A 12,524-nucleotide genomic window follows, 5' to 3' on the forward strand; every position below is an offset into this window, starting at 1 on the left:
GCCGGGCTGCCTACGGCCCGCCGCACCGGCCGCGCCCTGTACGACGCGACCGCGCACCAGCAGGCCGTGACGCCCGAGCAGCTGCTGCTCGCAGCTATCGGGGTGTCTTCGTGGTCGACGCGCCGGGGCGCAGGCCGGCGAGGCCATGCCTCTCAGACGTGAAGCGGCACGTTGCGGTCCACTGCGGCACAGCCCTGTTTCGTCCGTACCGGTCGCAGTCCGCAGCCTGGGTACTTCACGGCCTCTTGGGTCACCTGCCGCCGAGGAAGTAGCGGGCCGGGACGAAGACTTCGTGACCGGCCGGGAAGCGGACGCGTACACCGGACTCCGTCCACGTGGTGGATTCGATTCCCTCCGCGCCCAGAGCGGTGTCAACGTCCAGCCAGTGGCCGTAGGACGGGCCGGGATACCTGCCGATCACCATCCTGTAGGAGTCCCGTCCGGACAGATCGTGGTTGTGCACCAGCGTCAGAAGTGGGCTGACTGGTCGTCGTAGACGATGGTTGAGGGAGCACTGCTGCGGTACGTCACCTCCGTCCGCGGCCACCACAGAACTGTCATGAGTGCGGCAGTCAGCAGGACCCCCGCCACGCCGCCCAGCAGGGTTGTGGGGTGGGAAGGCTGGCGGCGTAGCTCATCCGCATCCTGCCCCGGCCGCCGGATCGGAACGGGCAGGCGCATGCGGACTCCTGACGGTGATGCGCCCGGGCGGTCAGGCGGCGCCGGTCACGACGCCGGTGTGCGGCGGCCCGTTGGCCGGGTGCGGGGAACGGCGCGCAGGAGGGTGTGCAGGACGGCGTCGATGGTGTCGTGGGAGGGTTCGTCGGCTACGCAGGTGAGGAGGCGTGCGAGGGTGCGTAGCAGGGTGGGGGAGGCCATGACGCGGGGGTGGAGGATGGGCCGGTAGCCGTAGCGGCCCAGCACGAGGTCGCCGGCGAGGTTGCCGAGGCGGTAGTGACGTCCCCACCGTCGGTTGATCTCCGCCGGATACTGGCGAAGGGCATGTTCTCGTCCGGCTCCTGAGGGCCGGGCCAGGGCCAGGGCGATGGTATCGGCGGCGGCTTCGGCGGCTTCCATGGCCTGTGCGATGCCCTCTCCGCTCCAGGGGCTGACCATGCCGGCGCTGTCCCCGACCAGCAGCAGCCCCCGGTGGTACTGCGGATGGCGGTTGAAGCCCATGGGCAGGGCGGCGCTGCGCAGCGGGGAGGCGGCGTTCTCCTCGCTCACGCCCCAGTCACTCGGGAGGCGCATCAGCCACTGGTCCATGGTCGCGCGCAGGTCGACCGGGCCGTGGCTGCGGTGCGGCATGGCGCCGAGCCCGACGTTGATCCGGCCGTCGCCCAGGGGGAAGACCCACCCGTAGCCGGGCAGATCCCGTCCGCTCTTGGAGCACAGCAGGTCGGCCCACAGCTCCAGGTAGGGGTCCTGGGAGCGGGCTTCGCATTGGTAGTAGCGGCGGGCGGCGGTGGCGATGCGGCGTTTGGGGTCGCGTTCCAGACCCAACATCACGGCGGTTCTGGCCGAGGCGCCGTCCGCGGCGACCACGAGCGGCGCCCGGTAGGTGACCGGACGCTGCTCGGGTCCCGCCAGAGCTGTTACACCAATGATCCGCCCGGTACGGCCGGTCAACGGTGCCGTGACCCTCACCCCGGTGCGCAGCCGCGCTCCGGCGGCGACCGCGTGAGCGGCGAGGAGGTCGTCGAAGTCGCGGCGGCTTCGGGTGAGACCGAAGTCGGGATGGCTGCCGAGGCGAGGCCAGTCGATGTCGACCTGCCGGCCCGCGCACACCCAGCGCATGCCGCGGTTGCGCATCCATCCGGGGGCGTTGACGTCGATTCCCATCCGCACCAGCTGCTGCACGCCCCGAGGGGTCAGGCCGTCCCCGCACACCTTGTCCCGGGGAAAGCCGTTCTTCTCCAGCAGCACGACCTCCACCCCTGCCCGGGCCAGGTGCAGCGCGGCGGCGGAGCCCGCGGGGCCGGCACCCACCACCAGGACCTGAGCCTCCTCGCCGTCCTGGTGGCCTGCCCGTCGGCTGCCCGGTCCGGCGGTCCCGTCCGTGCCCTCGCCATCGCGTCGTGTGGTCACTCGACTACTATGGATGATCGTCTGCTGTGGCGCAGGGAACGGCTGTACGCGATGTGCGCACGGCGTGTGGGCTGCGGCACGCGGCGGTCGTCCGGAGGGACCGCATCGGTACCGTGCAGACGGCGGTGGCGGGTCTCAGCGGGTGTTGCGGTGTCGGTCGGGCCGGTGAGGTTTGCCGGTGGCCAGCAGGACTGGCGCCAGCGCGAGGGGCAACGGGAACGACGGCGTCACGGTCATGGCACCCGCGCTCCCCGCCCGAGGGCCGCCGAATCCCACCGCGGCCGGACCAGGCCCGAACGAGGCACCGTGTGTCTCCCGCCGGTCCCCTGGGCCTGGCCGGCCGCACGGCAGACCCCACCTGGGGTGGGAAAGGGTCGTCGTCCGCGACGAGCACGGGCGGCCCTTCGAGACTGATCTGCAACGCGGTCACAGGCGGCCCGACGCAGGAACCGCAGGCCGGACTCAGCTCCGGCACGGGACCAGGCCCCGTGCGGGAGCCGGCCGCCCGATGGCGGGACGCCGACGTCCGCTCCGCAGGAAGGAGGCGCAGCCGCGCGAACAGGGGCGCCGTGCAGGGAGGGCGTCACGGTTGAGCCTCAGGCCCGGGGTGCCCTTTCGCCATCGACGGGGACGTTCAGCCGGTCGGCCACGGCGGTGAGGGCCGTTCCCAAGGGGAGCGCGACCCGGGTGAGGGCGTGCTGGTCGCCCCGGGTCGGGTCCCGGTTGACGATCAGCACCGGTTTGCCGGCCTGGGCTGCCTGGCGGACGAGCCGCAGCCCGGACATCACGGTCAGTGAGGACCCGAGGACCAGCAGCGAGGTCGCTTCACGGACCAGTTCGCGGCAGTGCTCGCCCCGCCGTGGCGGAACGGCCTCGCCGAAGAACACCACGTCCGGTTTGAGGACGCCGCCGCAGATCGTGCAGGGCACGGTCCGGAAGCCCCTGACCTGTTCATCGGTGAGGTCGGCGTCACCGTCCGGGTTGATCCCGGCCGCCACGGGCTCGAACACCGGATTGGTCTCCTCCAGCCGTACGGCGAGCTCGCGGCGGGGGCTGAAGGCGCCGCAGGAGAGGCAGACGACCCGATGCAGACTTCCATGGAGTTCCACCACGCCGTCGCTGCCGGCCACCTGATGCAGCCCGTCGACGTTCTGGGTGATCACACCCGCGAGCAGTCCGCGCCGTTGGAACGCGGCCACCGCCCGATGTCCGGCATTCGGGCGGGCGCGGCCGAAGGTGCGCCAGCCGAGGTGGCTGCGCGCCCAGTACCGGCGCCGGGCCTGAGCGCTGCCGGTGAAATCCTGATAGGTCATCGGGGTGTGCCGGCTCAGGCTCCCGCCCTCGCTCCGGTAGTCGGGGATGCCCGACTCCGTGGAGAGGCCCGCCCCGCTCACCACCAGCACCCCGCCGGCGCTCAGCACGTCGGCGACCGGCGTCACATCCGTGGTGCCCGGAGGCAGGTCCGCGGCGGGGGTCCAGCTCAAAGTGGGGCGCATGCGCATGCCGCCAGGGTACGGAACACCATGACCGATGCGTCGGCGAGCTTGTGGCTGTCGAACGCGCCGTCGGCGAAGGGCAGCGCCTCGGCGTCGGCCTCCTGTCGGCGCAGCTCGCCGCCGCGCGCCGCGGACTCCTGCCGTCCCACGTCCAGCAGCTCGGGTGTGAGGTCGGAGGCGATCACGTCTCCGCCGGCCAGCGCGGCCGGGCTCGCACGTCTGCCGTCTCGGCCATGCCGTCCGCCTCTATTGCCTGGTGCCGTGTCCCCGCTTCCTTCGAGCATGGGAACCGACCGGGCCCCGGCCAGGCGAGCGGCGGATGGCGGAGGAGCGACGGGGCCCTCAGGGGTTGCCACCTTCGCCCGCTCGGAAGGCAGGAGCTTCGCTCGTTTGTGTCACTGAAGGAGCCAGACGGCAGGTGAAGGCATCGGGCGGGCGCGTTTCGGCCAATGCGTCACGAAACCCGCCCCGATTGCACAGGCGTATGCACTCGCTTCACTCCGACCCTCGCCCGGCGTCGGCAGCGGCCGGATGCCCGGAGGTCCGGCGATCCGAGGTGGTACTGGGTCGACGCGCGGTGTGTCGGCTTGACGCAATTCGGTCCGCAGCGCCGCTCGGCCAGACCAAGCGAACAAGCAGCAAAAGGAACGTCATCGAGCGGAAACAGGGGCGTAACTTCGCTGGGCGAAGCGAGGGAAAGGATTGGTATAGACCTGATATGTAGTGTTTTTCGGCCAAGATCGAGAAGGTGTTGAACGCGCTGATCAGCCCATGTACCTTCGTCTCACGTTTAACGGCAGGTACCCGAGAGGTGGGGAACCTCAAGGGATTGTGCGCGCCTGCCAGGTTTTCCCGTAGGGCCCCGTGCGTGCATGGCGCGGCACGGTAGGGGCCGACTTCGCCGATTTCCCCGCGGTGAATCGAGTCGGGCGAACCCATTGCTGTCCACTAGACGGTATTTCGTGACCGGTTGCAGGGCGATGCTCTCGCCTTTTGGTCCATCGGAAACAGGGCGCCGTCAAAGTGATATCGGAGGAGAGTGAAGCGTGGAAATTTTGCAGATACCCGATAGTGAGAGGCGGGCATTTGATGCGCTCATACCCGCCGACTCCACAAAATCGGTGAGGCTTGGCACGTTAGGCCCCAAGGGGACGAGCAGCGAGTACATCGCCCAGTCCATGGTGCACAGCATCGGTGACCGAGACTCCTTTCGCATCGTTCTGGAGAACACGTACGAGCGGTGCATGGAGGCCCTTGCGGGCGGGCAGGTCGACCTGGCGCTGGTGGCGCACGCCTATCCAAAGATCAACGCCTTCTATATGAACCCGCTCCTGGAACCGGCGATCGTGTTTCGTGGAAACACTCCCGAGTACGGGCTGGCAACGCGACTCGACTTCGAATTCCACGAAGAGATGCTCTTCAGTGACACCGTCGTCTCACACCCGGCGCCCGTTCCCCTGCTGCAATACCACTTCGGCCGGCCCGTTCAACTGGCCACCGCGACCTCGACGAGCCAGGCCGCCTGCGACGTCGCCGACGGGCGGTACAACATCGCCATCACCAATGAGCAGGCGATGCGGGAGCACAACCTGAAGTTCGTCTACAGGTTCTCGCACATCCCCATGACGTGGACCGTCTTTTCGCGAAAGGTGAACAAGTGACTGCGCAGACGCATGAACGACTGTACTTCCCGGCTCCGGACGTGGCTCGCCACGACAACGATGTCCGCGTCGAGTCCTACCGGCGTGACGACACCGAGGTCCGGCTCTCCTTCATTCCGCCCGGTGCCGTCGTGACGAGCCGTGACCTCGCGAAGGCACGGGTCGGCATGATCGTCCGCGGCGAACTCTCCGTGACCGTCGGAGAGGTGACGAAGGTGATGCAGCCCGAGCACGATGTGTACGTCGCCCCGCCTCGTGTCGAATGGTCGGCCGTGAACTCCTCGGCGGAGGAGACCGTCCTGCTCGACATCACGCGCAGCAAGCCTGGTGAGAAGTATCCCGCGCCGGTCGGATACTTCCTGGAACCGCTCGAGTCCCGCAAGTTCGTCAAGATGGATGTCACGTTCTTTCTGGCCGACTGGATCGAGCTGATGATCGCCGACATTCCCGGCGGCGGTCAGATGCCCTACCACAAGCACTCGCACGAGCAGATCGGGATATGCCTCGAGGGCCGTTACGAAATGACGGTCGAAGAAACGAGTCACGAGCTCCGGTTCGGCGGTACCTACTTCTGCGCAGGCCAGGAGGGACACAGCGCGGAGAACCCCAACACCGGCATGGCGCGCTCCCTCAACATCTTCATTCCGCCCCGGTACCACCGCGTGCCCCAGCAGGACGAAGAACAGGAAACGGAAACCCCCTGATGCGCGTAGCGATAGTCCTGGGTGCCGGCAGCGGAATCGGGCGCGCAACCGCCCTGAACCTGCGTGCCAAGGGACACGTAACGGTGCTGTCCGCGCGCACGGAAAGCACACTGCAGGATGTTGCGCGGGAATCCGGCGGACGGGACGTCCATGTCGTTCCGGGTGACATCACGTCGCGGGCATTTCGCGCCGAGCTGGTCGATTACGTGGAACAGCGGTTCGGCAGGATCGACGTGCTCATCAACAATGCGCCCGGCCCGGCACCGGGATCCTTCGACAGTGTGGAAGCCGGAGACGTGACCTCCGCGATGGAGCGGAAACTCGTCCCGTACCTGGACCTGATCAAATCCGTGGCTCCGGTGATGGTGCGCAACGAGTTCGGGCGGATTGTCAACATCGTCGGGAACATCGGCAGGGAACCTGCTCCCGGTATGTTTCTTTCGGGGCTGGTCAATGCGGCCGTGTCGAACGCCAGCAAGTATGTGGCAGGTCAGTACGCCCGGCACAACGTGACGGTGAACTGTGTGCACCCCGGGACGATCCGGACCCAGCGCTACGACCGTGCCGTGGAGCACATGAGCGAGGCCGGAAAGATATCGCGGTCCACGGCAGAGGACATTTTGAAGCAGGCCATCCCCATGGCCAGGCCGGGGAACGCAGAAGAGGTGGCTGCCCTTATCGGATTCCTTGCATCCGAAGAGGCTTCGTATCTCACCGGTCAGCAAATTTCGGTCGATGGTGGGCAACTGACATGCGTATAGGAGAAGAAGAGCTCGTGTTCAAGGATCGTGTGGTTGTGGTCACCGGAGCTGCTTCCGGAATCGGGAAGCAGACCGCGATCGAATTCGCCCGGCAGGCCGCGCAGGTCGTCGTCGCCGACATCGACGAGCGGCTCGGCACTGCCGTCGTCGACGACATGAAGAGCGACGGGCTCGACGCGATCTTCGTCAGGACCGACCTCACCAGCGAGGCGGACTGCAAGAACCTCATCGCCGCCGCCACCGACACGTACGGCCGGCTCGACGTCCTGGTCAACAACGCGGGAATCGAGATCTCGACGCCCCTGCACGAGATGTCCGAGCAGGAGTGGGACAAGCTCGTCGACACCAACCTGAAGAGCATGTTCCTGTGCTCGAAGCATGCCCTGCGTGAAATGGTCGGGGCGACAAAGGGCGCCATCGTGAACGTCTGCTCGGTCAGCGGGCTGGTCGCATGGCCTGGCATCGCCGCGTACAACGCCACGAAGGGCGGCGTACTGATGCTGACGAAGTCGCTCGCCGTCGACTACGCGCAGTACAACATCAGGGCGAACTGCGTTTGTCCCAGCATCATCGACACCCCCATGACCGACACGTCCATAGGCCACGACGCATCGGTCAAGGAGGAGAAGGCGAAGCTGAATCCGATCGGGCGTCTTGGCACGCCCGAGGACGTGGCGAACGCGATCCTGTTCCTCGCCTCGGACAAGTCGTCGTTCATCACCGGTGCTGCGCTCACCGTAGACGGCGGATACACGGCCATCTAGCCGTTCTGTTCACGATCCCCCGAAAGAAAGGTTGGCTGGAGTGTCGGACCGATTGACCGGCGAGGAGGGCGCGGCCGGATTCCCCGTGCTGACGGTTCTCGCACTGATGGCTGGCATCTTCGCGGTCGGCTCGGAAGAACTCGTGGTTTCCCCGCTGCTCGTGGACATGGCCACGTCGTTCGACACGACGGTGGCCGTGATGGCGCTGTCCGTCAGCGCCTACGGCATCAGCACGGCGATCGGCGCCCTGCTCTTCGCCCCGCTCGGCGACCGTTTCTCGCGCCGCCTCAGTCTGACGATCGGGATGGCCGCATTCGTGTCGGGCACCTTGATGTGCGCGTTCGCCACCGGACCGGGGGTGTTCTTCACCGGACGAGCGCTGGCCGGCCTGGCAACGGGAGCGTTCGTGCCGACCGCCTACGCATTCGTCGGTGATCAGATTTCGTACCGGCATCGCGCCAAGGCGATGGGCATCCTTGTGTCCAGTTGGTCGATCTCGCTCGTGCTCGGCGTGCCCGTGGGGTCGTTCATCGGGCAATGGGCGAACTGGCGGTGGACCTTCGGGCTGCTCTCGGTGCTGGGCGTCTTCGTCGCCTGCGTGATGCTGATGGCCAAAACCGGCGCCGGTCCTGCCGGTGACGAGGCTCCCCAGCCTGCGCAGGACACTGCCCCGGTCTCGTCGCAGAAGTGGATCCAGTCGGCAGCCCGGGCGTTCCTGGCGCCGAAGGTGGGCCTGTACGTGCTGGCGACCTTCCTGAACATGCTCGGCTTCTACGGCATGTACACCTTCCTCGGCAGCGCCATGCAGTATCGGTTCGGCGACGGAAGCTCCATGACCGGCATCATGATTCTGCTGTACGGCCTCGGGTTCGCGACGAGCTTCGTCACCGGTAGGTGGGCCGACAAGCTCGGCAAGGAGCGGGTCCTCGTCGCCCTGCTGGGCGGCCTGGTCCCGGCCCTGGTGGCCATCCCCCTGGTGGCCGCGTGGACGCCGCTGTTGGTGGTCTGCCTGTTCTTCTGGGGCGCGATGCAGAGCCTGGTCGTCACGCTGCTCAGCACGCTTCTCAGTGAATCCTCCCAGCAGTACCGCGGCACCGTCCTCGCCTTCTACAGCCTCGCGACCAACCTTGCCGTGGCCCTGGGCGCCGCGCTGCTCGGCCCGCTGTTCACGGAGTACGGGTTCTCCGCCTTGGGCTGGGTCTGTGCCGGCATCACCCTCGTCGCCTTCGTACTGAGCGGATGGGCCCAGCGGCGTGGCATCGAGCGGGCGACGGGCGGCGACGGCGCTCCGGTTCGCACTCTTGAGGCAAAGGTGGCAGGAAGTGAAGACTGAATTCGCGCGCAGGCTCCTCGACCTGCCCCGAAGTTCGTTCGCGACGACCGTGGGCAAGATCGCCGAGCTCGTCGAAGCAGGCGAGGACGTCGTCAATCTGTGTCAGGGAAACCCTGACCTCCCTACACCGCCGCACATCGTCGAGGCCCTGCGCCAGGAGGTGCTCGACCCCGCCACGCACCGGTACCCGGCATTCTCCGGCATGCTCGAGCTCAAGGTCGCCATCGCCGAGTGGTACGCGGCGCACCACCAGGTCCACCTGGACCCGGAGACCGAGGTCGCGATCCTGTTCGGTGCGAAGGCCGGCCTGGTGGAGATCAGCCAGTGCTTCCTGAACCCCGGTGACGTCTGCCTCATGCCGGACCCTGCTTTTCCGGACTACTGGGCCGGTGTGGTGCTGGCGAGAGCGCGCATGCATCCTCTTCCGCTCCTGCGGGAGAACGGTTTCCTCCCGGACTACGACGCCCTCGACCCGGCCGTCCGCGACGCAGCCAAGCTGATGTTCCTGAACTACCCCAACAATCCGACCTCGGTGACGGCCCCGCTGGAGTTCTACGAGCGCACCGTCCGGTTCGCCGCCGCACATGACGTCATCGTGGCATCCGACTTCGCCTACGGGGGGCTGGCCCTGGGCGGCGCCGTTCCGGTCTCGTTCCTGCGGGCGGCCGGCGCCAAGGAGGTCGGTGTCGAGTTCATTTCGCTGTCCAAGATGTTCAACATGGCGGGATGGCGGATCGGCGCCGTCGTGGGCAATCGCGAGGTCATCTCCGCGATCAACCTCATCCAGGAGCACTACTACGTCTCGCTCCCGCCGTTCATTCAGAGAGCTGCCATCACGGCGCTGACCGGCCCCCAGGACTGCGTCCAGGAGCTGTCGGACGTCTATGCACGCCGAAGGGACGGCTTCGTGGCCGGGTTGAGGGCCGCCGGATGGCAGCTCGACGTGCCGCAGTCGATCTTCGCCTGGCTGCCGATACCCGGTGCGGGAAGCTCCGAAGCGTTCGCCGACGAGCTGCTTCGGAAGACCAAGGTGGCCGTGGCGCCCGGCCGTTGGTTCGGAGAGCACGGTGAGGGATACGTACGGGTGAGTCTCCTGGCGCCCGAGGACAGACTCCAAGAGGCCGTCGGCCGCCTTGCCGACTTCCGGACCGCGCGCGAGCGGGAATCACCGGGAACGCAGCAGCAGGACACGTGAGTGACACAGAAGGGACCCACACCATGAACAACGCCATTGAAGGGGACCGCCGGGAGATCGACGGTCTCGACGCGCGCATCATCGAGCTGCTCGGGCAGCGGGCCCGCGTATCGGCGCGCATACAGAAGTCCCGCATCAGCGCCGGAGGCCCGCGCACGGTTCTGGCCCGGGAGGCGGAAGTCCTCGGCCGGTACCAGGACGGACTCGGCGCGACGGGCACGCCCATCGCGATGAACGTTCTCAAGCTCTGCCGTGGAGTCAGTCCCACGACGGATTCGGCGCTGGCAACGACCGAGTGACGGTCCGGTGCGAACCTGCGGTCCGCCGCTGGCACCGCGGCGAACGAACACGGCCCGCCGACCCGCGCGGCGCCGCCCGTCCACCCCTCGGGGGTGCCCGCCCGTACTCGTTGTACGGGAGCTCCGTCCCCACTGCTCGACACGAACCGCCCTCGCACGCCGAGGTCTACAGGAGAACCACTGTGATACGCCACGTCGTACTCTTCAAATTCAAGCCGGGATTCGACTGGACCGATCCGCGTGTTCTGGATGCGGAACGCACCACGGCCAGGGTCGGCGACGAGGTACCCGAACTCAAGGAGTGGCGCTACGCGCGCAACATCTCGACTCGCTCCATCGCGTACGACTTCCTGGTCGACGGACTCCTTGACGACATGGAGGCGGTGGAGAGGTATCTCGTCCACCCCTTCCACCAGGACGCGATCGCCCAATGGCGAGAGATCAGCGACTGGGTCATGGTTGACGTCGAGGAGTAGAAGCGGTTCCGGCTCCGTAGCCCCTGGCAGGGCCTGACCCTCGATCAGGCCCTGGATCCTCCGACACCTCATCGCCGCCCGGACCGGCACTGGTCTGTGCGGGTGCATGAGGCGAGGGTCTCGTTGGTTCGTTTGTGACGACAACCCGGAAGAGTCGCGGTGGATCCCCGGTTTCGGCCGCCGTAGCCGTAGCCGTAGCCGTAGCCGTCGCCGTCGCCGCAGACGATGATGCGAGCCGAGCCGTGGCGAGCGGCGCTGATGGCAGCTTCGACGCCGTCGACGAAGATGAACGGTGCCGTGCAGCCGTGTTCCCAGTCCGCCGCTGGTCCGTGGCTGATCAAGAAGACGTGCTCCCCGGCAGCGGCCTGCCGTTCCAGGCGTTGGGCAGACCGATCGGGCGGGTGATCTGCTCACCTGGGATCGCGGGGATCCAGATGCTTCTGCAGGAACGCGATCTCCGCCTCGACGGCCTGCTCGTGCGACGCGAGGAATGGGGCGTAGTGGCGGCCGGACAGGTGAACCACTTCGGCCTCCGGCGCGTTCCGGGCCGCCCGGACGGCGGGGCCGGGGAGCGTGCTTTGGTCCTGGTCGCAGACGACCACCAGCAGAGGGCATCGTATCCGGGAGGCATGGCGGCCGGGCCGGTACCCGCCGACCTGCAGGGCGATCCGTGCGGCGACCGTCTGCTCCCAGTTCGTGTGGCGACGTTCGGGGTCGAGGGCCCGGTCGGCGTCCATGGCGTCGGGCGTGGTGAGCGAGGCGACGGCGCCCCGCGGTCCGGCGGTCGGGACCAGCAGCGGCGGACGTCCGACGAGGCCCCCGAGCGTGTCCGCGACGCCCCGGCCGAACAGACGTAGCGCCGCGAGGGGCGTCATGGAGCGCAGCGCGTGGGGAGCGACCGCGCGGCCGTCGACCAGCGGGGTTTGGGCGATCGCGCAGGCCAGCCGCGGGTGGTCGGCCGCGACACGGAAGACGTGGCCGCCCGCGAGCGAGAAACCCCAGACCGCGACCCTGTCCGGGGCGACGTCGGGCAGACCGGCCGCATACTCGATCGCGGCGTGCCAGTCGGCGACCTGCTCGTCGAAGCGGACGATCTGGCGCGGCGTGCCCCCGCTCTCTCCGAACCGTCGGTGGTCGAAGGCGAGGACCGCGAAACCGGCGTCGTTGAACCGTGCGGCGAACAGGTCCGAGGCCGGTTCCTTCGTCACCGAGGTTCCGCCGGCCATGATCACGCAGCCGCCGTTGGACCCCGGGTAGTGCCAAGCGGCACATGAGGTGTCGCCGCTGGCGAAGCGTACTTTTTCCCGTTGCTTGGACGCGGGCACATGGACCTCCGTGGTGGATGCGTCGTTCTCGGATGCTGTGAAAACCGCGGGCCTGCGGCGTCGTCGCACCGCAGGCCCGCTCCGCAGGGCCGCCGGTGGCAGCCCTGGAGGTGGCGACGCTCAGCCGATCAGGCTGGGGAACCAGATGCGCGGGTCGAGGATCACCGTGTGCTCCTTCCGTGGCTCGGATCCGCCGACGTAGGTCAGGGACGGGGCGGAGTGGATGACGTCCATGGTGGGTTCGTGTTCCCCGAGACGGGCCCCGCAGCGCGACGGAATGGGCGAAACTTGTCTTCATGGCGCGAGCATCGGCGGATTCCGTACTGAGTCTCATGGATCAGCGGCTGGTGGCCGCGTTGCAGTGGGACGGCCGCCTCTCCGCGGAGCGGGCGGCCCACGTGCTGGGGCTCAGCTCCGCCACC

13 protein-coding genes are annotated in these 12,524 nt (G+C 67.8%); 8 read left to right on the top strand and 5 right to left on the bottom strand.

The window, feature by feature from the left end:
- Window positions 1-250: 250 nt before the first annotated feature.
- From AB0I68_RS38115 to AB0I68_RS38130, 4 genes are all read right to left on the bottom strand, one after another.
- Window positions 251-424, bottom strand: coding sequence for a hypothetical protein (locus AB0I68_RS38115; protein WP_363182032.1), 174 nt, complete (start codon window positions 422-424; stop codon window positions 251-253).
- A 302-nt stretch (window positions 425-726) separates the two neighbouring features.
- Window positions 727-1,995 (bottom strand): geranylgeranyl reductase family protein, encoded by a 1,269-nt coding sequence (locus AB0I68_RS38120; protein ID WP_363182047.1) that lies wholly within the window; start codon window positions 1,993-1,995, stop codon window positions 727-729.
- 689 nt (window positions 1,996-2,684) lie between these two features.
- Window positions 2,685-3,590, bottom strand: a complete 906-nt coding sequence (locus AB0I68_RS38125; RefSeq protein ID WP_363182033.1) for an NAD-dependent protein deacetylase — start codon at window positions 3,588-3,590, stop codon at window positions 2,685-2,687.
- Complete coding sequence (locus AB0I68_RS38130; protein ID WP_363182034.1) at window positions 3,569-3,769, bottom strand: class I SAM-dependent methyltransferase; 201 nt, start codon at window positions 3,767-3,769, stop codon at window positions 3,569-3,571. Before AB0I68_RS38130 ends, AB0I68_RS38125 begins: the two co-directional genes overlap by 22 nt.
- Before the next feature lie 861 nt (window positions 3,770-4,630).
- Here AB0I68_RS38130 and AB0I68_RS38135 point away from each other — a divergent pair.
- The 8 genes from AB0I68_RS38135 to AB0I68_RS38170 all read left to right on the top strand — a co-directional run bounded on the left by AB0I68_RS38135 (window position 4,631) and on the right by AB0I68_RS38170 (window position 10,777).
- Complete coding sequence (locus AB0I68_RS38135; protein ID WP_363182036.1) at window positions 4,631-5,245, top strand: hypothetical protein; 615 nt, start codon at window positions 4,631-4,633, stop codon at window positions 5,243-5,245.
- Window positions 5,212-5,949 (top strand): cupin domain-containing protein, encoded by a 738-nt coding sequence (locus tag AB0I68_RS38140; protein WP_363182037.1) that lies wholly within the window; start codon window positions 5,212-5,214, stop codon window positions 5,947-5,949. The genes AB0I68_RS38135 and AB0I68_RS38140 overlap by 34 nt, the downstream gene beginning before the upstream one ends.
- A complete protein-coding gene (locus AB0I68_RS38145) occupies window positions 5,949-6,710 on the top strand; it encodes an SDR family oxidoreductase (RefSeq protein ID WP_363182038.1) in 762 nt (253 codons plus the stop codon). Before AB0I68_RS38140 ends, AB0I68_RS38145 begins: the two co-directional genes overlap by 1 nt.
- 14 nt (window positions 6,711-6,724) lie before the next feature.
- The gene (locus AB0I68_RS38150; RefSeq protein ID WP_363182039.1) at window positions 6,725-7,474 is read left to right on the top strand and encodes a glucose 1-dehydrogenase; all 750 of its coding nucleotides are present in this window, start codon (window positions 6,725-6,727) and stop codon (window positions 7,472-7,474) included.
- Between the two features lie 52 nt (window positions 7,475-7,526).
- Window positions 7,527-8,807, top strand: coding sequence for an MFS transporter (locus tag AB0I68_RS38155; RefSeq protein ID WP_363182040.1), 1,281 nt, complete (start codon window positions 7,527-7,529; stop codon window positions 8,805-8,807).
- A complete protein-coding gene (locus AB0I68_RS38160) occupies window positions 8,797-10,002 on the top strand; it encodes an aminotransferase class I/II-fold pyridoxal phosphate-dependent enzyme (RefSeq protein WP_363182042.1) in 1,206 nt (401 codons plus the stop codon). The genes AB0I68_RS38155 and AB0I68_RS38160 overlap by 11 nt, the downstream gene beginning before the upstream one ends.
- Window positions 9,999-10,301, top strand: coding sequence for a chorismate mutase (locus tag AB0I68_RS38165; protein ID WP_363182043.1), 303 nt, complete (start codon window positions 9,999-10,001; stop codon window positions 10,299-10,301). Before AB0I68_RS38160 ends, AB0I68_RS38165 begins: the two co-directional genes overlap by 4 nt.
- A gap of 182 nt (window positions 10,302-10,483) precedes the next feature.
- Window positions 10,484-10,777, top strand: a complete 294-nt coding sequence (locus AB0I68_RS38170) for a Dabb family protein (RefSeq protein ID WP_363182044.1) — start codon at window positions 10,484-10,486, stop codon at window positions 10,775-10,777.
- Window positions 10,778-11,187: 410 nt separating this feature from the next.
- On the opposite strand, the gene AB0I68_RS38175 is transcribed toward AB0I68_RS38170, so the two are convergent.
- Window positions 11,188-12,102, bottom strand: a complete 915-nt coding sequence (locus AB0I68_RS38175) for an alpha/beta fold hydrolase (protein ID WP_363182045.1) — start codon at window positions 12,100-12,102, stop codon at window positions 11,188-11,190.
- Between the last annotated feature and the right edge of the window lie 422 nt (window positions 12,103-12,524).

The sequence above is a fragment of the Streptomyces sp. NPDC050448 genome (assembly GCF_040655295.1).
GTDB lineage: Bacteria > Actinomycetota > Actinomycetes > Streptomycetales > Streptomycetaceae > Streptomyces.

Bases quoted from the DNA above. Each gene is read 5' to 3' on its own strand.
- AB0I68_RS38145 (WP_363182038.1), top strand. From the start codon at position 5,949: ATGCGCGTAGCGATAGTCCTGGGTGCCGGCAGCGGAATCGGGCGCGCA.
- AB0I68_RS38115 (WP_363182032.1), bottom strand. From the start codon at position 424: ATGGTGATCGGCAGGTATCCCGGCCCGTCCTACGGCCACTGGCTGGAC.
- AB0I68_RS38125 (WP_363182033.1), bottom strand. From the start codon at position 3,590: ATGCGCATGCGCCCCACTTTGAGCTGGACCCCCGCCGCGGACCTGCCT.